The organism is Streptomyces sp. NPDC017943 (genome assembly GCF_044328425.1).
Lineage (GTDB): Bacteria > Actinomycetota > Actinomycetes > Streptomycetales > Streptomycetaceae > Streptomyces > Streptomyces djakartensis_A.
Genome location: NZ_JBIRHH010000004.1, coordinates 323,114 through 345,716 on the forward strand (window position 1 = coordinate 323,114; position 22,603 = coordinate 345,716).

The 22,603-nt window shown below is 71.2% G+C and carries 18 protein-coding genes; 8 read left to right on the forward strand and 10 right to left on the reverse strand.

All coding sequences use genetic code 11. From position 1 onward, the window contains the following. Positions 1–81 precede the first annotated feature (81 nt). The gene (locus tag ACH4C6_RS15050) at positions 82–612 is read right to left on the reverse strand and encodes a YbjN domain-containing protein (protein ID WP_398109009.1); all 531 of its coding nucleotides are present in this window, start codon (positions 610–612) and stop codon (positions 82–84) included. 177 nt (positions 613–789) lie between these two features. On the opposite strand from ACH4C6_RS15050, the gene ACH4C6_RS15055 reads away from it, so the two are divergent. Beyond that, positions 790–1,314, forward strand: coding sequence for a hypothetical protein (locus ACH4C6_RS15055; protein ID WP_398109010.1), 525 nt, complete (start codon positions 790–792; stop codon positions 1,312–1,314). Positions 1,315–1,336: 22 nt separating this feature from the next. On the opposite strand, the gene clpB is transcribed toward ACH4C6_RS15055, so the two are convergent. Continuing rightward, complete coding sequence (gene clpB, locus ACH4C6_RS15060; RefSeq protein ID WP_398109011.1) at positions 1,337–3,937, reverse strand: ATP-dependent chaperone ClpB; 2,601 nt, start codon at positions 3,935–3,937, stop codon at positions 1,337–1,339. A gap of 138 nt (positions 3,938–4,075) precedes the next feature. Here clpB and ACH4C6_RS15065 point away from each other — a divergent pair, with 138 nt between their 5' ends. After that, complete coding sequence (locus ACH4C6_RS15065) at positions 4,076–4,492, forward strand: pyridoxamine 5'-phosphate oxidase family protein (protein WP_398109012.1); 417 nt, start codon at positions 4,076–4,078, stop codon at positions 4,490–4,492. 178 nt (positions 4,493–4,670) lie between these two features. Here the strand turns inward: ACH4C6_RS15065 and ACH4C6_RS15070 are convergent, their stop codons facing one another. Then, positions 4,671–5,006, reverse strand: a complete 336-nt coding sequence (locus tag ACH4C6_RS15070; RefSeq protein WP_094054633.1) for a hypothetical protein — start codon at positions 5,004–5,006, stop codon at positions 4,671–4,673. Positions 5,007–5,376: 370 nt separating this feature from the next. Between ACH4C6_RS15070 and ACH4C6_RS15075 the strand changes: the two genes are divergently transcribed. Both ACH4C6_RS15075 and ACH4C6_RS15080 read left to right on the forward strand, forming a co-directional pair. After that, a complete protein-coding gene (locus ACH4C6_RS15075; RefSeq protein ID WP_398109013.1) occupies positions 5,377–6,336 on the forward strand; it encodes a helix-turn-helix transcriptional regulator in 960 nt (319 codons plus the stop codon). Further along, complete coding sequence (locus ACH4C6_RS15080) at positions 6,333–7,319, forward strand: helix-turn-helix transcriptional regulator (protein WP_398109014.1); 987 nt, start codon at positions 6,333–6,335, stop codon at positions 7,317–7,319. The genes ACH4C6_RS15075 and ACH4C6_RS15080 overlap by 4 nt, the downstream gene beginning before the upstream one ends. Here the strand turns inward: ACH4C6_RS15080 and ACH4C6_RS15085 are convergent. The 7 genes from ACH4C6_RS15085 to ACH4C6_RS15115 all read right to left on the reverse strand — a co-directional run bounded on the left by ACH4C6_RS15085 (position 7,282) and on the right by ACH4C6_RS15115 (position 15,290). Next, a complete protein-coding gene (locus tag ACH4C6_RS15085) occupies positions 7,282–8,322 on the reverse strand; it encodes a LuxR C-terminal-related transcriptional regulator (protein WP_398109015.1) in 1,041 nt (346 codons plus the stop codon). The two genes, ACH4C6_RS15080 and ACH4C6_RS15085, sit on opposite strands and share 38 nt — an antisense overlap. Before the next feature lie 295 nt (positions 8,323–8,617). After that, positions 8,618–9,724, reverse strand: coding sequence for a sugar ABC transporter substrate-binding protein (locus tag ACH4C6_RS15090; protein ID WP_398109016.1), 1,107 nt, complete (start codon positions 9,722–9,724; stop codon positions 8,618–8,620). Positions 9,725–10,005: 281 nt separating this feature from the next. Further along, positions 10,006–10,458 carry a heat shock protein transcriptional repressor HspR gene (locus ACH4C6_RS15095; RefSeq protein WP_398109017.1) on the reverse strand — a complete coding sequence of 151 codons (453 nt, stop codon included), beginning with the start codon at positions 10,456–10,458 and terminating at the stop codon, positions 10,006–10,008. A gap of 5 nt (positions 10,459–10,463) precedes the next feature. Next, entirely contained in the window at positions 10,464–11,642 is a 1,179-nt protein-coding gene (gene dnaJ, locus ACH4C6_RS15100; RefSeq protein WP_398109018.1) for a molecular chaperone DnaJ, read from the reverse strand. 33 nt (positions 11,643–11,675) lie between these two features. Then, on the reverse strand, positions 11,676–12,332 hold the full coding sequence (gene grpE, locus ACH4C6_RS15105) for a nucleotide exchange factor GrpE (protein WP_398109019.1): 657 nt from the start codon (positions 12,330–12,332) through the stop codon (positions 11,676–11,678). After that, positions 12,329–14,185, reverse strand: coding sequence for a molecular chaperone DnaK (gene dnaK, locus ACH4C6_RS15110; RefSeq protein WP_398109020.1), 1,857 nt, complete (start codon positions 14,183–14,185; stop codon positions 12,329–12,331). The genes grpE and dnaK overlap by 4 nt, the downstream gene beginning before the upstream one ends. A gap of 94 nt (positions 14,186–14,279) precedes the next feature. Then, positions 14,280–15,290, reverse strand: coding sequence for an undecaprenyl/decaprenyl-phosphate alpha-N-acetylglucosaminyl 1-phosphate transferase (locus ACH4C6_RS15115; RefSeq protein WP_398109021.1), 1,011 nt, complete (start codon positions 15,288–15,290; stop codon positions 14,280–14,282). A gap of 243 nt (positions 15,291–15,533) precedes the next feature. Here ACH4C6_RS15115 and ACH4C6_RS15120 point away from each other — a divergent pair, with 243 nt between their 5' ends. The 4 genes from ACH4C6_RS15120 (at position 15,534) to ACH4C6_RS15135 (ending at position 22,572) form a co-directional block, all read left to right on the forward strand. Further along, complete coding sequence (locus tag ACH4C6_RS15120) at positions 15,534–17,867, forward strand: (Fe-S)-binding protein (RefSeq protein ID WP_398109022.1); 2,334 nt, start codon at positions 15,534–15,536, stop codon at positions 17,865–17,867. Positions 17,868–18,130: 263 nt separating this feature from the next. Beyond that, positions 18,131–19,651 carry a VCBS repeat-containing protein gene (locus tag ACH4C6_RS15125; RefSeq protein ID WP_398109023.1) on the forward strand — a complete coding sequence of 507 codons (1,521 nt, stop codon included), beginning with the start codon at positions 18,131–18,133 and terminating at the stop codon, positions 19,649–19,651. A gap of 66 nt (positions 19,652–19,717) precedes the next feature. Next, positions 19,718–21,118 (forward strand): FG-GAP-like repeat-containing protein, encoded by a 1,401-nt coding sequence (locus ACH4C6_RS15130; RefSeq protein WP_398109024.1) that lies wholly within the window; start codon positions 19,718–19,720, stop codon positions 21,116–21,118. Between the two features lie 35 nt (positions 21,119–21,153). Then, positions 21,154–22,572, forward strand: a complete 1,419-nt coding sequence (locus ACH4C6_RS15135) for an FG-GAP repeat protein (protein ID WP_398109025.1) — start codon at positions 21,154–21,156, stop codon at positions 22,570–22,572. Positions 22,573–22,603: the final 31 nt, after the last annotated feature.

A 22,603-nucleotide genomic window follows, 5' to 3' on the forward strand; every position in this document is an offset into this window, starting at 1 on the left:
CCGGGGTGCGGAACGGCAGACGGCGCGTGCGGCGCGCACGGTTCGTGCGTGCCGACGCGCCGTGAGAGGCCGTCCGCGGGACTACTGCTCGTCGTCCCCGGGCTTGTCCGCCTCGTCGATCTCCTGCTCCAGGCCGAGCTGCTCGACGAGCCACTTGTCGAACTCGATCGCGGCGCGGACCCAGCTGACCGTCGAGGAGACGAAGTGCTCCAGGCTGACGCCCATGCCGATCAGCATCTGGGCCTCGCCGATCAGGCGGACCGTGCCGTCGTCGTGGGTGTGGCTGTAGACCTTGGGCCACAGGGTGCGGCGGTTCCAGTCGTCGATGGACTCCAGGATCTGCGGCTTGGCCTCGATCTCGTGGGGCCGGTCGTAGAAGGTCCGCACGGAGAAGACCTGCTGGTCTCCCTCTCCACGGAACATGAAGTAGGTGCGGAACTGCTCCCACGGCGCCGCGAGGTCTCCCTCGTCGTCGACGACGTACTTGAGCTCCATCTGGTCGAGGAGCTGCTTCACGAGGTCCTGATCCGGGACGACGGGGCCCGCCGGTCCTTGCGGCTGCGGCTCGGGCTGGCCCCCGAAGTTCGGAATCGAGGACGGGTCGATGGTCACCGTGATTTTCCCTTCGTACGGATCCCGCCATCCTCCCCCATGCGGGGAGGGGGGTGGCAAGCCCCGACAGGCCCTGTCAGCCCTCGGCTGACACGATCCGGTCACCCGCCGGGGGCCGGACAACCTCCGCCCCCGCGGCACCGTCCTCCCGGGTGGCGGAGGAAGGGGGCGGTGGTCATGGCGGCACCGGAGCGAGGCCGTACCCGGTGGGAGCTGCTCCTGCCGATCCTCGCGGTGCCGGTGATCGTCCTCGGGGCCCTGGTCGCGGGCATCGCCCTGTTCGCGTTCACCGGCGACGAGGACGGCGGACGTACGGACGGCGGGCGTAAGGACGGCGGACGTACGGACGGCGGGCGTACCGGCGCCGCGGCCGGGGTCCCCTGCGCCGAGGCCCTGGCCTTCGGGGCCGCCGAACGCCCGCCGGGCGCGACCGTGCGCGACTGCACGGTGCAGCGCGGCATCGACACCTCCTACAGCGCGGTGCTGCGCATGCCCCGAGCGGACGTGCGCGGCTGGCTGCGCGCGACGTACCCGGACGCGCCGCGGCCCCGCACGGGCGGGGGCGTGTGCGGCGCCCTCTGCCTGGACGTGACCCGGGAGAACGGGCTGCCCGGCACGGCCGGGGCGCACGTCGTGCAGGTGCGCGTGGAGCACGAGAACGCCGAGACGGCGCTGGTGCGCTTCTCGGCGTTCACGATGTGACGTCCGGCCCCGGGGCCCGTTCCTAGAGCGTCTTGCCGCCGGTGGCCGGTCCCACCAGGAGGCCGTCCTCGAAGCGGTCCACCCGGACGGTGTCGCCGTCCTTGATCTCCCCGGACAGGATCTCCTTGGCCAGCCGGTCGCCGATGGCGGACTGCACCAGCCGCCGCAGCGGCCGGGCCCCGTACGCCGGGTCCAGGCCCTCCTCGGCGAGCCACGCCAGGGCCTCCGGCGTGATGTCGAGGCTGAGGCGCCGCTCGGCCAGGCGCTTGGCCAGGCGGTCGATCTGGAGCTTGGCGATGCGCTCCAGCTCGGGCTTGGTCAGCGCCGAGAACACGACCAGGTCGTCCAGGCGGTTGAGGAACTCCGGCTTGAAGGAGGCCCGGACCACCTCCAGCACCTGCTCCCTCTTCTCCGTCTCGCTGGTCAGCGGGTCGACCAGGAACTGGCTGCCGAGGTTGGAGGTCAGCACCAGGATGGTGTTGCGGAAGTCGACCGTGCGGCCCTGCCCGTCGGTGAGGCGCCCGTCGTCGAGCACCTGGAGCAGGATGTCGAAGACCTCGGGGTGGGCCTTCTCCACCTCGTCCAGCAGGACGACGGAGTACGGACGCCGGCGCACGGCCTCGGTGAGCTGGCCGCCCTCCTCGTAGCCGACGTACCCGGGCGGGGCGCCGACCAGCCGGGACACGCTGTGCTTCTCGCTGTACTCCGACATGTCGATGCGGACCATCGCCCGCTCGTCGTCGAAGAGGAAGTCGGCGAGGGCCTTGGCGAGTTCGGTCTTGCCGACGCCCGTCGGGCCGAGGAAGAGGAAGGAGCCGGTGGGGCGGTCGGGGTCGGCGATCCCGGCGCGGGAACGGCGTACGGCGTCGGACACCGCGCGCACGGCCTCGGTCTGGCCGATGAGCCGCTTGCCCAGCTCGTCCTCCATGCGCAGCAGCTTCTGCGTCTCGCCCTCCAGCAGCCGCCCGGCGGGGATGCCGGTCCAGGAGGCGACGACGTCGGCGATGTCGTCGGCGCCGACCTCCTCCTTGACCATGGTGTCCTTGGCGACCTCCTCCTCGGCCTCGGAGGCGGCCTCCAGGTCCCGCTCCAGGGTCGGGATCTCCCCGTACAGCAGCTTGCTGGCGGTGTCGAAGTCTCCGTCGCGCTGGGCGCGCTCGGCCTGGCCGCGCAGCTCGTCGAGCTTCTCCTTCAGCTCGCCGACGCGGTTGAGGGACTGCTTCTCCTTCTCCCAGCGGGCGGTCAGGCCGCGCAGCTCCTCCTCCTTGTCGGCGAGGTCGCGACGCAGCTTCTCCAACCGCTCGCGGGAGGCGGCGTCGGTCTCCTTGCCGATCGCCAGCTCCTCCATCTTCAGCCGGTCGACGGCGCGCTGGAGCTCGTCGATCTCGACGGGCGAGGAGTCGATCTCCATGCGCAGGCGCGAGGCCGCCTCGTCGACGAGGTCGATGGCCTTGTCGGGCAGGAAGCGGGAGGTGATGTACCGGTCGGAGAGGGTGGCGGCGGCGACCAGCGCGCTGTCGGCGATCTGCACCTTGTGGTGGGCCTCGTAGCGGCCCTTCAGTCCACGCAGGATCGCGATGGAGTCCTCGACGGTCGGCTCGGCGACCAGCACCTGCTGGAAGCGGCGCTCCAGGGCGGGGTCCTTCTCGATCCGCTCGCGGTACTCGTCCAGGGTCGTCGCGCCGACCATGCGCAGCTCACCGCGGGCGAGCATCGGCTTCAGCATGTTCCCGGCGTCCATGGCGGAGTCGCCGCCGGCGCCGGCGCCCACGACGGTGTGCAGCTCGTCGATGAAGGTGATGATCTGCCCGTCGGAGTCCTTGATCTCCGCGAGCACGGTCTTCAGCCGCTCCTCGAACTCGCCCCGGTACTTGGCGCCCGCGACCATCGCGCCCAGGTCGAGCGCGACGAGCCGCTTGTCCTTGAGCGACTCGGGCACGTCGCCCTTGACGATCCGCTGGGCGAGCCCTTCCACGACGGCGGTCTTGCCGACGCCGGGCTCACCGATCAGCACCGGGTTGTTCTTGGTGCGCCGGGACAGCACCTGCACGACCCGCCGGATCTCGGTGTCCCGCCCGATGACGGGGTCGAGCTTGCCCTCGCGGGCGGCGGCGGTGAAGTCGGTCCCGAACTTCTCCAGGGCCTTGTACTGGCCCTCGGGGTCGGCGGTGGTCACGCGGCGTTGTCCTCGTGTCTTCTGGAAGGCGGCCTGCAGCTTCCGGGCCTCGGCGCCCTGGCGGGCGAGCACCTCGCCGGCCGCGCCGCCCTTGGCGGCGATGCCGATGAGCAGGTGCTCGGTGGACAGGTACTCGTCGCCCAGTTCCTTGGCGCGGGACTGCGCGTCGGCGACGACGGCGAGCATCTCGCGGTTGGGCTGGGGCGGCGCCACGGTCGACCCGGCGACGCTGGGCAGCCCGGCGAGCACGCGCTCGGCCCCGGCGCGCACGGCCGCCTGGTCGGCGTCGACCGCGGTGAGCAGGTCGGTGATGTTCTCGTTGTCCTGCCCCTGGAGCAGCGCGAGGAGCAGGTGGGCGGGGGTGAGGTCGGGGTGCCCCTCGGTCACGGCCCGGTTGCTGGCAGCGTTGATCGCGTCCCGGCTCCGGTTGGTCAGCTCGGCGTCCACGTTCGCGTTCTCCTCCTTGCGTGCAGCGGTGTGCGACGTCTCCTCGGGCAGTCCGTACTGACTGGGCCAACGTCCACAAAGTTGAGTCTATTCCACTCAAGGCCGATCCCGGGAGGGTCGGAGCGCTAAGTTCCGTCCATGGCGACCAAGTACTCCGTCGATCCGGGTGCGCCCGACCCGTCGTACCTCGGCTTCTGGCGGGAACGGCACGTGTGCACCCTGACGACTCCGCGTCCGGACGGCACACCGCACGTAGTACCCGTCGGGGTCACATACGATCCCGAGGCCCGTCTGGCTCGGGTGATCGCCAACGGGGCGAGCAGGAAGGTGCGCAACGTGCTGGCCGCGGGCGAGGAGGGCGCGGCCGTCGCGGTCTGCCAGTTCGAGGGCCGCCGCTGGGCGACGCTGGAGGGCCGGGCCGTCGTGCGCCGGGAACCGGAGCGGGTCGCGGAGGCGGAGCGGCGGTACGCGGAGCGCTACGGCAGGACGCCGTCGCCCAATCCGGCCCGGGTGGTCATCGAGATCCGGCTGACGCGGGCGTTGGGGCGGGGTTGAGCCACGAGGACGCCCCCGGGCCGGCACCGGCCGGATCCGGCCACCGCGCGAGGCGGCCCGGCGGCGGCGATACCCGGACATGTCCCGGAAAACTGCAGCGGCGTCACCGTGTTCAGGTCACGGTGACGCCGCTGCGGGGGGAAGCACCTGAGCGATCTGTTACGACGGGGGAATCGCGTCAGGCACTGCGGGGGGTGGCAGAGATGGTCCGCGGGACAGGGGAGTCGGCCTCCACCTGCTGATGGTCCCGCTGGTCCAGGTTCACAAAGATCATTCCGTACCGTACGGCGCACCGGACGGGCTGCGGCGCCCCCCGGGGCCGCCGCAGACACCGGTAGGCCCGTACGTCGCCGTCCTCGTCCCGCGTGACGACGACCGGCTCTCCGAACACGGTCACCATCAGGGAGTCACCGCTGTGGGGGATGGCGGTGACCAGGTCGATGAAGTGCCAGCCGGAGCGGTAGGCGGTGGCCATCTCACGACGGAAGGAGCGGTCGTCGGGTGGAGTGGTCACGATCAGCCCCCGGCTCCGTCGGACCCGGGACTCGGCCAGCTGCTGTTCTCGGCTCCGTGAGCACTGTTCACGGCGACGGACGGCCAGCTGCTGTTGGCCCGGGCATCGTCCTTCACATCGGAGAAGCCACTCAGCGCGCCGAGGGCTGCAACGGCGGAGAAGGCAACGACAAGCACCGAGCGAAGCATTCTGTTACGCATAGTCGGCTTCGTCCTCACTTGAAGGTCCCCTTTTCCCCCGTCGAGTACGACGATGGCTCATTCGGGCACGTCATGGCCACACAATCGATGCATCATGTTCCTGCATGTTCAGGACCCTGGGGGGTGGAGATTTGACATCAAATCGGACTAAGGAGACACATCCCCATGCGATGACTCACTGGTGCGACGAGGGCGGCCGTCTGTATGCCACCGCACTGCGCGCCGGACGCATCGCACGCGAGGACGTGGCACCGGCTCCGTGCCTGATCGAGTTCGCCCTGCTCCACCCCGACCCGGACGACCCGGGCTGGCTGCGGCCGGTCCCGCCCGCCGTCGCCCTGTCACGGCAGCTCAACCCGCTGGAGCAGGAGATAGCCGACCGCCGGCGGCTGGCGACCGGCCTGACCGAGACCTTCGAGCCGTTCATGGCCCTGGGTACCCAGCTGACCGCCACCAGTGACTCCATCACTGTCCTCGAAGGCGGCGAACGAATCAACGCGGCGCTCAACATGGCCACTTTGCAGTGCCAGACCGAGATGCTGACCGTCCAGCCCACCGACCGGATGTCGGAGCGCAGCCTCCTGCTCGGCCTGGAGCGCGACCGGCCGCTGATCGAACGTGGTGTGCGCATCCGCACCCTGTACCAGCACACCGCGCGCTACAACCCCGAGCAACTGGCCTACGCCGCCCAGCTCTCCAACGGCAAGGCCGAGTACCGGACCATCGACGAACTCGTCGAGCGCCTGATCATCTGCGACGAGTCCGTCGCCTTCATCCCCGCCCGCGACGACCAGCAGGTCGCCCTGGAACTGCGCCACCCCGGCCTGGTCCGCTACCTCATCAAGCTCTTCGAGTACCTGTGGGACCGGTCGGTGCCGCTCAGCACCGGCACACCGTACGGGACCTCCCGCGACGGCATCACGGAGATCCAGTACTCCATCGCCAAGCTTCTCGTCGAAGGACACGTCGACGAGGCCATCGCACGGCGGCTCGGCATGAACGTGCGCACCTGCCGGGCCCACATCGCCAAGCTGGCGTCCGCCCTCGGCAGCGGCAGCCGTGCCCAACTCGGTTACCTGATCGCCCAGTCCGGCATCCTGAACCAGGACGAGGAAGGACTCGGCGGTTGACCCCATCGGCCCACCGGCCACATGACGACGACGAGTTGTGCGCAGCGGGAACGGAGTTGTACGCACATGCCCTGCGCGAGGGTCGCGTCCCCGCCGGAGAAGCGCTCACGGCTCCGTGTCTGATCGACTTCGGTCTGCTGCACCCGGCGGCCGACGATCCGAGCCGGCTGGAGCCCGCCGCACCGGCTGTCGCGCTGCACCGCCTGCTGCGGGTCTCCGCGCACCGGATAGCCCGGGAGCGCCTGCGCGAGGAGCGGCTCGCCGAGCTGTTCCAGCCGCTGATGCGGATCGACACCGCCGCCGGTACGGGTGAGACTCCCTCGCTGACCCTCCTCAGCGGCCCGGAGCGCATCAACCGGGCCATCACCGAGGCCATGGCCGACGCGACGGAGGAACTGCTCTGCATCCAGCCCAACACGCACTACAGCGATCAGCGCGGGCAGGCGGCCCACCCCGTCGCTCTCGCCCGTGACCAGGCCCTGCTGGACCGAGGCGGCCGCATCCGCACGCTCTATCCGCACACGATCCGTCATGTGCCCATCGCCCTGGCCCGCTACGAGCGACTGCGCGGGGACGTCGAGGCCCGCACGCTGGACGAGGTCACCGACCGCCTCATCGTCGTGGACGGCTCGGTCGCCTTCATCCCCGCCGACAAGGACGCGGGCCTCGCCCTGGAAGTCTGCCATCCGGCCCTCACGAGCCACTTCACGACCACGTTCGACCGCTTCTGGCGACTCGCGACACCCATGCACCCGCAAGCCGCCCCCGAGCCCTCCCCCGGCGATGTCACCGCCCGGCAGCACGCCATCGCCGCGCTGCTCGTGGAGGGGCACACCGACGCCGTGATCGCCGAGCGGCTCGGGATGAACGTCCGTACCGCCCGGGTCCACATCGCCAAGCTCGCCGCGGCCCTGGGGAGCGGGAGCAGGGCCCAGCTCGGCTATCTCATCGGGCGGTCCGGGATCCTCGACCGGGGGCACTGAGCGTCGGCGAGGCGCCCGCCCGCGGCCCGTCCAGGCCCGCCTGGGCGATGCGCACGCCCAACTGCGTACGGCTGGCGGCCCCCAGCGTCTCCGACAGGCGCGCGATGTGCGCCCGGCACGTCCGCACGCTGATGCCCAGCCGCTCCGCGATGACCGCGTCCTGGTGCCCCTCCGCCAGCAGCGCCGCGATGGACTGCTCCCGGTGCGAGATGCCCTCGATGCCCGTGTCGGGCAGCGGCGCGGTCAGCGGGATCGCCAGGCGCCAGAGCCGTTCGAAGACCGTCACGAGGTAGGCGACGAGCGCGGGGTGCCGCAGTTCCAGGGCCATCGTGCGGTCGCTGTTGGCGGGGACGAACGCCACCGTCCGGTCGAACAGGATCAGCCGGTCGATGACCTCGTCCAGCGTGCGCGCCTCCACGGCGTCGCCCATGATCTCCAGATACGTCAGCAGGCCCTGGCCGTGCCGGGCGACGTGCGTGTAGAGGTCCCGCATCCGCACGCCCCTGCCGCGCAGCGCCAGCGCCCGGTGCAGGCCCTCGGAGAGCTCCGCCTCGCGCCGGATGCCACCGGGCTGGACGGTGAGCACCTCGGTCGTGCAGGCCTCGGTGGCCTCGTCCATCGCGGCCTGGATACGGGCGAGTCCGTCGAGGACCCGGATCGCCGAACCCTCACCTGCCGACGGGGCGGGCCGGACCTGGCGGCCGAGTCCGGCGTACCACTCGACGGCGGCCACGGCCGAGCCCACCCGCCGCTGGTTCGCGCTGACCTCGTCGTACATCCCGCGCAGCAGCCGGGTCATGACCTCCTGCGGGGAGGTCGGCACCAGCCAGTCCATGTCGTCCGGGTCGGGGTGCAGCAGGGCGAGTTCCAGCAGGCAGGGCACCGGTTCCGCGTCCCGGCGCGGCACCCGGCCGCGCCGTACGGCCCGGGAATACACGCGATCCCCGGCCTCGCACAGTCGGTCGGCACCATGTGGATGCTGCTCCGCCCCGTGCCCGGCCATCGCCCATCCCACCCCCGGTTTCGCGTCTCGCCGCAGCGGCAACTATGCGCGGCCGGACGGTGGTCCGCAACACGGCTCCGTCCCGGCGGCGATGCGTTTCCACCCGTTTGAATCCGGTATCCGCATGCCCGTCGACGGCCTGCTTCAACGCCGGGGACGGCGGTCGGCGGCGACCCTACGGGGCACCGGTGCGTGCCGGGCAGAGCCGCCGCGAACCCTACGGAGGGGGGTGGTGGCGTGCGCCGAGGACGAGCAGCGAAGGGAGGAGAGCCGCCCGGAGGTGCCGGGCCCCCGCCTACTTCAGGCCCGCCGCCGCGCAGTCCGCCTTGTACTTCGCCGTGCAGATGTCGGACACCTTGTAGATGTCGTCGGCGACGACCGTGTCCTGGATGTTCTCCTTGGTGAGCGCGACCACCGGCACGAGCTGGGCCGGGATGCCCTTGTCCGTGGGGCTGTCGACCCGGTCGCGGGTGAGGGCGGCGAACTGGATGTCCCGGCCCTGGACCTTCGCGACCGCCATCTCCGCGGCGTTCTCGGCCTCCTGCGGGTACGACTTGTACACGCTCATGTACTGCTCGCCGGAGACGATCCGCTGCACCGCGGCCAGTTCCGCGTCCTGCCCGGTGATGGGCGGCAGCTTGGTCACGCCCGCGGCCTCCAGGGCGTTGACGATGCCGCCGGCCATGCCGTCGTTGGCCGAGTAGACGGCCGCGATGTTGCCCTTGCCGATGGCGGCGATGGCCTGGGCCATGTTCGCCTGGGCGTTCTCGGGCTTCCAGTCCGTGGTGTCGTAGGACTTCGCGATCGTGACCTTGCCGTTCAGCTCGGACAGGGCACCGGCCTTGAACTGCTTGGCGTTCGGGTCCGTCGGCGAGCCGTTCATCATCACGATCTTGTCGGAGACGCTCACGTCCTCGCCGATGGCCTCCAGCAGGGTGCGCCCCTGCACCTCGCCCACGAGTTCGTTGTCGAAGGAGATGTACGCGTCGATCGGGCCCTCGGCCAACCGGTCGTAGGCGATGACCGGAATGCCGGCCTCCTTGGCCTTTTTCACGCCACTCGCGATGGCATGCGAGTCCACCGCGTCCAGCAGGATCACGTCGACCCGGTCGTCGATCATCTGCTGGAGCTGGTCGGCCTGCTTGTCCGCGCTGGCCTCGGCGTTCGCGTACTCGACGCGGCCCTTGTCGTTGGTGAGGGACTCGACCTTGCGCTTGATGATGGGGTAGTCGAAGTTCTCGTACCGGGTGTTCGCCTTCTCCGGCAGCAGCAGGCCCACGGTGATGTCGTCGCCCTTGGCCGGGCTCGCGTCGTCACTGCTCCCGCTCGCGTTGAGCACGCCGCAACCGGCCAGCGTGACGGACATCGTGGCGGCTGCCACGGATATGGCGATACGACGCATCGGGAAGCTCACTTCGCGTGTGATTCGGACGTGGGCACAGCTTTGTGGCCCATGTGACTGAAAAGCCAACGCCGACGCGCCCCCAGCGTCAAGCGGAACCACTTAACGAGATGGCAACACCACGCTCCGCAGCAGTTGTGAAGACTCTGCGGAATCATCTCCAAGTGCTCTGCACCACACGGTCATCGACAGGAGGACGGGCGAAACCGTCTCAAGACGCGCGAAAGGGACCGGGGGTCAACTCCCGGTCCCTCCGCGATGCTTTCGCGGGCGCGGCCGCCTCAGTCGGTCTGCTGCTGCCGCTTCGGCCGCCACACCACCAGGGCGCTGGTCTGCTGCACCTCCTGGTACGGCACCAGGTCACGGCGGTAGGAGGCGTGCACCGCCGCCTCGCGCTGGCGCATGGCCGCCGCCGCGCCGTCGAGCGCGTCCTGCATCTCGGCGACCCGGGCCTGGAGCGCAGCGACCTGGTTCTCCAGTTCGATGATGCGCTTGATTCCGGCCAGGTTGATGCCCTCGTCCTGCGACAACTGCTGCACCTGCCGGAGCAGTTGGATGTCGCGGGCCGAGTAGCGCCGGCCCCGGCCGGCCGTACGGTCCGGGGAGACCAGGCCGAGCCGGTCGTACTGGCGCAGGGTCTGCGGGTGCAGGCCGGACAGCTGGGCCGCCACCGAGATGACGTAGACCGGGGTCTCCTCGGTCAGTTCATACGGGTTGCGTCGACGACCGTCCATCTGCCTCATGCTCCCTTCGCGGCCTGGAACAGCTCCGCCCGCGGATCCTCGTCCGCGGTCGCCTCGCGATACGCCTCCAGCGCGTCACGAGCCTTCCCCGTCAGGTCCTTCGGGACACTCACCTCGACGGTGACCAGGAGGTCGCCGCGGGTGCCGTCCTTGCGGACCGCGCCCTTGCCCCGGGCGCGCATCGTACGGCCGTTCGGCGTGCCGGGGGGCAGCTTGAGCGTGACGGGCGGGCCGCCCAGCGTCGGCACCCGGACCTCGCCGCCGAGGGCCGCCTCGGTGAAGGTGACCGGGACGGTGACGGTGAGGTTGTCGTCCTTGCGGCCGAACACCGGGTGGGAGTCGACGTGCACGACCACGTACAGGTCGCCCGCCGGACCACCGCGCTCGCCCGGCGCGCCCTTGCCGCGCAGCCGGATCCGCTGGCCGTCGCTGACGCCCGCGGGGATGCGCACCTGCATCGTCCGCGAGGACTTGGCCCGGCCGCTGCCCTTGCAGACCTCGCAGGGGGTCTCGGCGATCAGGCCGCGGCCCTTGCAGTCGGGGCAGGGGTCGGTGAGGGAGAACCCGCCGCCGCTGCCCCGGGCGACCTGCCCGGTGCCGACGCAGGTCGGGCACACGCGCGGTGTGCCGTTCTTGTCGCCGGTGCCCGAACAGGCCTTGCAGGGCGACTGCGAGGACATCCGCAGCGGGACGGTCGCGCCCTCGATCGCCTCCGTGAAGGTGAGGGTCACCTCGGACTCGATGTCCTGGCCGCGCCTGGGCTGCGTCCGCGTGCCCGGGCCGGCGCCGCCGCGGTTGAACAGGCCCCCGAAGACGTCACCGAGTCCGCCGCCGAACCCGCCGGCGCCCTGCCCGCCCTGGGCGCCCCCGAAGAGGTCGCCCAGGTCGAAGTTGAAGGAGCCGCCGCCCGCGCCCGGCCCCGGGCGGAACCCGCCGTTGCCGAAGAGGGCGCGTGCCTCGTCGTACTCCTTGCGCTTCTTGGGGTCGCCGAGGATGTCGTTGGCCTCGGAGATCTCCTTGAAGCGCTCCTCCGCCTTGACGTTCCCCTTGTTGGCGTCCGGGTGGAACTCGCGGGCGAGCTTCCGGTACGCCTTCTTGATCTCGGCCTCGGTGGCGTCCTTGGGGACGCCGAGGACCTTGTAGTAGTCCTTCTCGATGAAGTCCTTGGTGCTCATCCCCGACGCCCCTCCTTCCCTTCGTACGTGACGTCAGCCCTCGTCCGGGCCACCGCTCTCCTTGTCGTCGGCGTCGGCGGACTCCTCCGCCTTGACCGTCTGCGCGCCCGGCTGGGGCTCGGCCACGGCCACCCGCGCGGGGCGGATGGTGCGCTCGCCGATCCGGTACCCGGGCTGCAGGATCGCCACGCAGGTCGTCTCGGTGACGTCCGGGGCGTAGCTGTGCATCAGGGCTTCGTGGATCGTCGGGTCGAAGGGCTCGCCCTCCTTGCCGAACTGCTGCAGGCCCATCTTCGCCGCGGTGCTCTCCAGCGACTCGGCGACGGACTTGAAGCCGCCCACCAGCTCGCCGTGTTCGCGCGCGCGGCCGATGTCGTCGAGCACGGGCAGGAGCTCGGTCAGGAGGTTCGCGATGGCGATCTCCTTGACCGCGATCCGGTCGCGCTCGACCCGGCGGCGGTAGTTCTGGAACTCGGCCTGGAGGCGCTGGAGATCCGCCGTGCGCTCGGTGAGCGCGGAGCGGGCCTGGTCCAGCTGGGCCACCAGGGCCACGTCCTGGCCCGTGTCCCCGGCCGGGGCCGCCCCCTCCTCCGCGGAGGGGGAGGCGGCCTTCGGCTCGGCGTCGTCGGAGGTCGCGCCGGAAGGGACGTCGGGCTGCTGCTCGTCGAAGCCCGGGGTCTCCTCCGTCACGCGGCACCGTCCTTGCGGTCCTCGTCGACGATCTCGGCGTCGACGACGTCGTCGTCGGCCTTGGCGCCACCGGCGGCGGCACCGGCGTCACCGGCGGGACCGCCGGCGGCCTGGGCGGCATTGGCGTCCGCGTACATGGCCTGGCCGAGCTTCTGCGAGACGGCCGCGACCTTCTCGGTGGCGGTGCGGATCTCGGCGGAGTCCTCGCCCTTGAGCTTCTCCTTCAGCTCGGCGACGGCCTCCTCGACCTCGGTCCTGATCTCGCCCGGGACCTTGTCCTCGTTGTCCTTGAGGAACTTCTCGGTCTGGTAGACGAGCTGCTCGCCCTGGTTGCGGGTCTCGGCGGCCTCGCGGCGCTTGTGGTCCTCCTCCGCGTACTGCTCGGCCTCCTGGCGCATGCGGTCGACCTCGTCCTTCGGCAGCGAGGAGCCGCCGGTGACGGTCATCTTCTGCTCCTTGCCCGTGCCCAGGTCCTTCGCGGTCACGTGCATGATGCCGTTGGCGTCGATGTCGAAGGAGACCTCGATCTGCGGGACGCCGCGGGGCGCCGGCGGCAGACCGGTCAGCTCGAACATCCCGAGCTTCTTGTTGTACGCCGCGATCTCGCGCTCGCCCTGGTAGACCTGGATCTGCACGGACGGCTGGTTGTCCTCGGCGGTGGTGAAGATCTCGGACCGCTTGGTCGGGATCGTCGTGTTCCGCTCGATGAGCTTGGTCATGATGCCGCCCTTGGTCTCGATGCCGAGGGACAGCGGGGTGACGTCGAGGAGCAGGACGTCCTTGACCTCGCCCTTGAGGACACCGGCCTGGAGGGCGGCACCGATGGCGACGACCTCGTCCGGGTTGACGCCCTTGTTGGCGTCCTTGCCGCCGGTCAGCTCCTTGACGAGCTCGGCGACGGCGGGCATGCGGGTCGAGCCGCCGACCAGGACGACGTGGTCGATCTCGCTGATGGAGATGCCGGCGTCCTTGATGACGTTGTGGAACGGCGTCTTGCAGCGCTCCAGGAGGTCCGCGGTCAGCTGCTGGAACTGGGCGCGGGTCAGCTTCTCGTCGAGGTGCAGGGGGCCCTCGGCGGAGGCGGTGATGTAGGGCAGGTTGATCGAGGTCTCGGTGGACGAGGACAGCTCGATCTTCGCCTTCTCGGCGGCCTCGCGCAGACGCTGCAGGGCCATCTTGTCCTTGCCCAGGTCCACGCCGTGGCCGGACTGGAACTGCTGGACGAGGTAGTCGACGACGCGCTGGTCCCAGTCGTCACCACCGAGGTGGTTGTCACCGTTGGTGGCCTTCACCTCGACGACGCCGTCGCCGATCTCCAGCAGCGAGACGTCGAACGTACCGCCACCGAGGTCGAAGACCAGGATGGTCTGGTCGTCCTTGTCGAGGCCGTACGCCAGGGCGGCCGCGGTGGGCTCGTTGACGATGCGCAGGACGTTCAGACCGGCGATCTCGCCGGCCTCCTTCGTCGCCTGGCGCTCGGAGTCGTTGAAGTACGCCGGGACGGTGATGACCGCGTCGGTCACCTTCTCGCCCAGGTACGCCTCGGCGTCCCGCTTCAGCTTCTGCAGCACGAAGGCGCTGATCTGCTGCGGGTTGAAGGGCTTGCCGTCGAGCTCGATCTTCCAGTCGGTGCCCATGTGGCGCTTGACGGACCGGATGGTCCGGTCCACGTTCGTGACCGCCTGGCGCTTGGCGACCTCGCCGACGAGCACCTCACCGTTCTTGGCGAAGGCGACGACGGACGGCGTGGTCCTGGCGCCCTCGGCGTTGGTGATGACGGTGGGCTCGCCGCCCTCCAGAACGCTGACGACGGAGTTAGTCGTGCCCAGGTCGATGCCGACCGCACGTGCCATGGTTGGTTCCTCCAGCTGACTTGAGTGCAACGGACTCAAGTGTGCACGACGGTTCGCGACCGGTCAACAGAGCTGAGTCGAGCGGGCTCAACTCTTATCCGTTCCTTACGCGCAATGGCGCTCCGACCTGCGGCGATACGCTGCGTCGAGGGGCGTACACAGGGACACGCGAAAGAGCGAACGCGACCAGGAGGGCCGCTCCCGCCACCCACCACAGGGCATCCGCCCCGACCCACCCGGCATGGACCAGTACCCCGGCGAGCACCCCGCACAACGCGAGGGCGCCGAGCAGCAGGGTGACGCCCGGCACGGTCAGCCCGAGCCGGCGCAGCCGGTGGGCGAGGTGGTCCGGCCCGCTGCGCCCCGGGGGCCGCCCGGCCAGCCGCCGCGACAGCAGCACGAGGACGACGTCGGCGCCGGCCAGGGCACTCAGCGCGAACAGCACCCCGGCGCTCTCCAGCAGCCCGAACCCGGCCCGGACCTGCACGGCACCGGCGGCGATCACGAACCCGGCCGCCATGGACCCGCAGCTGCCGAGCCCCGCGCGCGCCGGGTGCCAGTTGTGCAGCAGGAACCCGGTCAGCGCGGCGGCCAGCACGCTCAGCAGCCCGGCGATGCCGTCCATGACGTCGACGGCGGCGCAGGCGGCCGCCCCGAAGGCGGCGACCACCCCGACGGCCCCGGCCAGCCCGTCGGCGTGATCGAGCCCCCGGAGGCCCAGCGTCACCCCGACGACCCACAGCGCGCCGAGCAGTCCCGTCGCCACGCCCGCCTCCGCGTACGGCGCGACGCAGAGGGCCGCGACCGCCGTACCGCCGGCCAGCACGCGGCGCCGCAGCCGCCAGACGTCGTCGGCGAGTCCGAGGAGGGCGACCGCGCCGCCGGCGGCGAGCAGCCCGCCCGCGCCGCTCGGGGCGGACGACCAGTCCTTCACCGCCACCACCGCCCCGGTGACCGCGACGACGGCCACCCCGCCGGACAGCGGCACCTCGCGCCGGGACCGCCGATCGCACAGGCGCAGCCGCCGGGCGGGCACCCGCAGGGCGGCCGCGAGCAGCGCGGTGAGCAGCAGGGCGGTGGCGGCGGCGACGATCCCGTAGAGCACGGATATAAGTTAGGCGTCACTATGACAATTCGGTACGAATAACACGAGGGGAACGGGACCGGATTCCGCACCGCTCCTGAGGCGACCCTCAGCGATTCAGATCACTGCCCACCCGGCTACAGTGCGGCGGAAGATAGGGGTAGTCTCAGACGGACTGCATAAGTTACCGCTTAGTAATTTCGGGTAGGCCTGAAGAACGACAGGTCACCCCGACGAAACCCCTCGCAGGCCCGAGGAGCCCCCATGCAACTCGCCGCGATCATCGTGTCGCTGGTTCTGACCGTGGTCGGCGTCGCGCTGCTCGCACGCGCGATCGGCCAGTTCGTCCGGTACTTCAAGCTGGGCCAGCCGGTCCCGGCCGGCACCCGGACCGACAACCCCTACCAGCGCAGCGTCACGCTGGTGAAGGAGTTCCTCGGCCACACGCGGATGAACCGGTGGGGCATCGTCGGCGTCGCGCACTGGTTCGTCGCGATCGGCTTCCTGACGCTGCCGCCGACCCTGGCCCAGGCCTTCGGCCAGCTGTTCCAGGCCGACTGGGTGCTCCCGGTCATCGGCACGTTCCTGCCGTTCGAGCTCTACATCGAGTTCATCGGCGTGATGACGGTCCTGGGCATCGCGGTGCTCATCGCGATCCGCCTGGCCAACCTGCCGAACCGGCCCGGCCGCAAGTCCCGCTTCGCGGGCTCGAAGGCCGGCCAGGCCTACTTCGTCGAGTACGTCATCCTCACCATCGGCCTGGCGATCTACGTCCTGCGGGGCCTGGAGGGCGCGCTCCACCACGTCGACCACTACGAGGCCTCCTACTTCGCCTCGTACCCCCTGGTCCTCGCCTTCAAGGGCCTGTCGGTCACGGCGCTGCAGAACCTGGTCTACCTGGTCGCCATGATCAAGATCGGCACCTCGTTCGTCTGGATGATCGTGGTGTCGCTCAACACCAACATGGGCGTGGCCTGGCACCGCTTCCTGGCGTTCCCGAACATCTGGTTCAAGCGCGAGGCGAGCGGCGGCACGGCCCTCGGCGCGCTGCAGCCCATGACCTCGGGCGGCAAGCCGATCGACTTCGCCGACCCGGGCGACGACGACGTCTTCGGCGTCTCGCAGGTCGAGCAGTTCTCCTGGAAGGGCCTGCTGGACTTCTCCACCTGCACCGAGTGCGGCCGCTGCCAGTCGCAGTGCCCGGCCTGGAACACGGGCAAGCCCCTCTCCCCCAAGCTGCTGATCATGTCGCTGCGCGACCACGCGCACGCCAAGGCGCCCTACCTGCTGGCCGGCGGCGGCAAGACGATGGAGGGCGAGGAGAAGGCGTCCGAGGAGCAGCTGGCGGGTGTGCCCGCGGCCGCCCTGGCCGAGGCCGAGCGTCCCCTGATCGGCACGCTGGAGGACAACGGCGTCATCGACCCGGACGTCCTGTGGTCCTGCACGACCTGCGGTGCCTGCGTCGAGCAGTGCCCGGTGGACATCGAGCACGTCGACCACATCGTCGACATGCGCCGCTACCAGGTGATGATCGAGTCGGCGTTCCCGTCCGAGGCGGGCACGATGCTCAAGAACCTGGAGAAGAAGGGCAATCCCTGGGGCCTGGCGAAGAAGCAGCGCCTGGAGTGGCTCAAGGAGGTCGACTTCGAGGTCCCGGTCGTCGGCAAGGACATCGAGGACCTGACCGAGGTCGAGTACCTGTACTGGGTCGGCTGCGCCGGCGCCCTGGAGGACCGCGCCAAGAAGACCACGAAGGCCTTCGCGGAACTGCTGCACATCGCGGGCGTCAAGTTCGCGATCATGGGCGGCGACGAGAAGTGCACCGGTGACTCCGCCCGCCGCCTGGGCAACGAGCCCCTGTTCCAGGAGCTCGGCATGGAGAACGTCATGGCACTGAACATGGCGTTCGGCGAGGAGATGGACGACGAGGGCAAGGTCGTCCCCGAGTCGGCGAAGCCCAGGTCGGCCAAGAAGATCGTCGCGACCTGCCCGCACTGCCTGAACACCATCGGCAACGAGTACCCGCAGCTCGGCGGCGACTACGAGGTCATCCACCACACGCAGCTGCTCCAGCACCTGGTGGACGAGGGCAAGCTCATCCCGGTGACGCCGGTCGAGGGCATCATCACGTACCACGACCCGTGCTACCTGGGCCGCCACAACAAGATCTACACGCCGCCGCGCGAGATCATCGCCGCCGTCCCGGGCGTGCGCAACGAGGAGATGCACCGCCACAAGGAGCGGGGCTTCTGCTGCGGCGCGGGCGGTGCGCGGATGTGGATGGAAGAGCGCATCGGCAAGCGCATCAACAACGAGCGCGTGGACGAGGCCCTGTCGGTCAACCCCGACATCGTCTCGACGGCCTGCCCGTTCTGCCTGGTCATGCTGACCGACTCGGTCAACGGCAAGAAGAACGACGGCAAGGCGAAGGAGTCGATCACGGTCGTCGACGTCGCCCAGCTGCTGCTGGACTCGGTGAAGACGCCGGTCCCGGCGGAGACCGCCGAGGACGGCCCGGACGACTCCGGCGACGACGGCGAGCCGCCGGCGGGCACGTCGGACTCCGCGGACACGCCGACGCCGGAGCCGGTGAAGTAACCCCGGCCCACCTCACGTCGGACACCCCCTGCCCGGGTCATCGGGCAGGGGGTGTCGGCGTTCGGGTCGGGCCGGCCGGCCTCGCGCCCCACGGGTCCGAAAATTCACCGAACTCACGTACAACCCTTACGCCCCCGCGCAGGTCTCTTGATCGCCGACCGCCCGTGAACGCCCGGACAACTCCCGGCGAACCGGACGGCACCGGCCCCACATCGACTGCGGATGTCGGCCAGACATCCCCCGCATGCAGCAGGAGACCTCGCATGCACCAGCACGAGCGCCCCGCCGGGCGCCCGCACCCCTCCCCGCGCCTCGGCCTGCACCCCCGCCTGCGCCTCGCCCTCGCGACGGCCGCCGCCGCGGCGCTGACCGGCACCCTGCTGACGGCCAGCGCCGGCACGGCGGCCGCCGCCGACGCGACGCACACCCCGCAGGCCGACTTCAACCACGACGGCATCGGCGACGTGGCGTTCTCCGCCGTCGGCGCGTACGTGGGCGGCAGGAAGGACGCCGGTCAGTTCGTCGTCCTGTACGGCACGAAGAGCGGCGTGACCTCCGCGAAGCGGTCCGTGCTCAGCCAGGACACCGCCGGCACCCCGGGCACCGCCGAGGCGGGCGACGTGTTCGGCACCGACAGCGCCTACGCCGACTTCAACGGCGACGGCTACGACGACCTCGCCGTCTCCGCCCCCATGGAGGACGTCGGCAGCGACAAGGACGGCGGCACCGTCGCGGTCCTGTGGGGCTCGGCGCAGGGCATCACCGGCAAGGGCGTCACCATCGCGGACGCGGCCCCCACCAAGCACGACCGCTGGGGCAGGAAGCTCGCCGCCGGCGACTTCGACGGCGACGGCAAGGCGGACCTGGCCGTCGGCACGACCTCCAACGTCGTCTACGTGCTCAAGGGCGGCATCAGCCCCACCGGCACCGCCGTCAAGGGCCGCGCCTCGGTGAAGGCGCCCGTGGACACGGGGGGCGGGGCGATCAACCTCACCGCCGGCGACGTCAACGGCGACCACCGCACCGACCTCGTCGTCGACGGCTTCGAGACGGAGACCGGCCGCTACTGGAACGCCAACTACCTGCTGATGGGCACGAGCACGGGCCTGTCCGCCGCCGGGGCCCGGCAGCTGAAGGCCGGTCCCGTCACCGGCATCGGTGACATCGACGGGGACGGCTTCGGCGACATCGTCAGCGGCATGTACTGGAACAAGGCGGACGACGGCGTGGAGTTCCCCGGCGCCGCCGACGGCGGCAAGGTGTGGATCACCTACGGCGCCGCGGACGGCGTCGGCTCCACCACCGGCATCACCCAGAACACCGGGAACGTGCCCGGCAGTTCGGAGAAGAACGACTACTTCGGCTACGAGCTGGACCTGGGCGACGTCAACGGCGACGGCAAGCAGGACCTGGTCATCGGTGTCGCGGGCGAGAACATCGGTTCCGTCACCGACGCCGGGCAGCTGGTCGTGCTGTACGGCTCCGGCTCCGGCATCGACACGGCGTCCGGCGCGCAGTCGTTCGCCCAGAGCACCGCGGGCGTCCCCGGCTCGGACGAGAAGGGCGACATGCTCGGCGCCGACGTCAAGCTCGACGACGTCAACGGCGACGGCCGCGCCGACCTGCTCGCCGGCACCTTCGAGAACGCCGGCGACGGCTCGGTCCTCTACCTGCCGTCCACCGGCACGAAGATCACCGCGACCGGTTCGCGGGCGGTCGGTCCCGGCGCCTCGGGCGTCTCCACGACCGGCTACCCGAACTTCGGCGCGAACTTCGGCGACTGAGCTCCCCGTTCACCCCTCCGGGGCCGGGCCGCCCAGGTCCGGTCCCCTCCTCACCGGAGCACTCCCTTGCGCAAGCGCACCCTCCTGCTGGCCGCCGCCCTCACCACCGGCCTCCTCACCACCGCCGGCCCCGCCTCGGCCGCCCCCTCCCGGCTCTCCGGGGACTTCAACGGCGACGGGTACCGGGACTTCGCGGCCGGCGCCCCGTGCGCCGACGTCGGCTCGGCCTCCTGCGCGGGTGCCGTCGTCGTGCTCTACGGCTCGTCGTCCGGCGTCTCGGCCGCCCGCAAGGCCATCATCACCCAGAACTCCGCGGGCGTACCCGGCACGGCCGAGGCGGGCGACCTGTTCGGCTCCGCGCTCGCCGCCGGCGACCTGGACCGGGACGGCTACTCCGACCTCGTGGTCGGCGCCTCCAACGAGAGCGTCGGCGACCGCGACGGCGTCGGCTCCGGCACCGTCCTGTGGGGCGGCAAGTCCGGCCTGACCAGCGGCAAGAGCCTGCCGCAGCCGAGCACCCTCGCGGAGTACGGCAACTTCTCCCGGGGCATCGCCACCGGTGACTTCGACGGCGACGGCGACACGGACGTCACCCTCACCGGCCAGAGCCACACCCGCCTCTACAACGGTCCCTTCACGCGCACCTCGGGCCCGGTGAGCCACGTCCGTGTCGGCGAGGTCGGCACCACCTTCGAGGTGATCGCGGGCGACCTCACCGGCGACGGGACGGCCGAGCGCGTCTACCCGTTCAACGTGGACGGCGACACCGGCGGCCAGATCAACTGGTTCCGCTGGACCGGCATGACGTACAAGATGGACGAGCTGACGACGGCGGACGGCTACGCCGGTGCGATCGGCGACATCAACCGCGACGGCTTCGGCGACCTCGTCCTCGGCGACGCGTCCGACCTCACGCCCGGCGGCCACCAGGGCGGCCGGATCACCGTCTGGTACGGCGGCCCGAACGGCCCCGACCCGGCGCAGCAGCCGACCGTCGTCCACCAGGACACGGCGGGGGTGCCCGGCGCGGGCGAGGCCGACGACGCCTTCGGCTCGGCGGTGAGCACCGGCGACATCAACGGCGACGGCTACGCCGACGTCGTGGTCTCCGCCCCCGGCGAGGACGTCGGCACGGCGCGGGACGCGGGCTCGGTCACCGTGCTGTTCGGTTCCGCCTCCGGCCTGAGGACGGCCACCGGCGTGAAGTCGTACACGCAGAACACCGCCGGTGTGCCCGGAACCGCCGAGGCCGGGGACCGCTTCGGCTCGTCGCTCGGCCTCACCGACGTGACCAAGGACGGCAAGGCGGACCTGGCCGTCGGCGTCAGCGGCGAGAACGACACGGGCGGCCTGTGGACGCTGCGCGGCTCGGCCTCCGGCCTGACCACGAGCGGCGCCCAGGGCATCACGGCCACCGGCGCCGGTCTGAAGGGCTACGCCGGCCTCGGTTCCGTCCTCGCCCCGTGACCCCCCGACGACTCCCCAGCGAGGCACCCACCCCCATGCGCACCCGTATCGCCGCCGCGGCGCTCGCGGCCGCCCTCACCCCGCTCGCCCTCACCGCCACCGCGCACGCCGCCCCGGTCGCCGCCGCCCCCTGGGACTTCAACGGCGACGGCCGCGCCGACCTCGCGATCGGCGCACCCGGCGCCACCGTCGCCGGGAAGGCCCGGGCGGGCGCGGTGAGCGTCGTCTACGGCGCCACCGGCGGGCCGAAGACCGCGACGCGCACCCTGCTCACCCAGAACACCGCCGGCATCCCCGGCACCGCCGAGGCCGACGACGCCTTCGGCTCGGCCCTGGCCTCCGCGGACCTCGACTCCGACGGCTATGCCGACCTGCTGGTGGGCGTCCCCGGCGAGGACTCCTACGACACCAACAACGGCACGGTCGCCATCGTCTGGGGCTCCAAGTCCGGTCTGAGCGGCGCCCGTTCGCTGTACAGCCCGTTCGACACCGACTACGACCGCTACGGCCGGACCCTGACGGCGGGCGACCTCGACGGCGACGGCGACCTCGACGTCGCCGCCGGATCCACCGGCCCGGTCACCCTGACCCTGGTCAACGGGCCCATCACCAGGACGAGTCCGCCCGTGGGCGCCTCGGGCGGCCGCAACTCCTGGTGGTCCTCCTCCGCGGGCGTCAGCCACCTCTCCTCCGGGGACGTCGCCGGTGACGGCCACCCCCGCGTGGTGCTGCACGGCCGCACCGCGCACGACGGCGCCGCGGCCACCGGCCTCGCCGACCTGAAGATCGGCAACTACAACGATTGGCTCCAGAAGCTGCCCGGCGGGCAGGTCTCCGCCGTGGGCGACATCGACCGGGACGGTCACGCCGACATCGTCGTGGGGAACGACCGCGAGGCCTCCGCCGACGCGGGCGGCGCCCTCGGCGGCAAGGTCACCGTCGTCTACGGCGGCCCCGAGGGCCTCGCCGCGGACCGGGCGCCGCTCGTCCTGACGCAGGACACCCCCGGCGTGCCCGGGGCCGCGGAGAAGGGCGACCGGTTCGGCAGCGACGTGGCCCTCGGCGACGTCGACGGCGACGGTCACGCCGACCTGGTGGTCGGCACCGCGGGCGAGAACGACTCCTCGGGCGCCGTTACCGTGCTGTACGGCTCGCCGTCCGGCCTCACCACCGGGGGCTCCACGTCGTACACCCAGAACACCGCGGGTGTGCCCGGCGGTTCGGAGCCGGGCGACCGGTTCGGCGAGCGCGTCACGCTCACCGACGTCACCGGCGACCGCCGCGCCGACCTGTCGGTCGCGGCGCCGGGCGAGAACTCCGGCGACGGCGCGGTGTGGTTCCTGCGCGGCACCGCCACCGGCCCGGCGACGTCCGGCTCGACGAGCTTCGGCCCGGCCGCGACCGGCGTCTCCACGGCCGGCACCCCGGGCTACGGCACGGCCCTCGACTCCTGACCACCGGCCCACGCCGACACCACCGACCCAC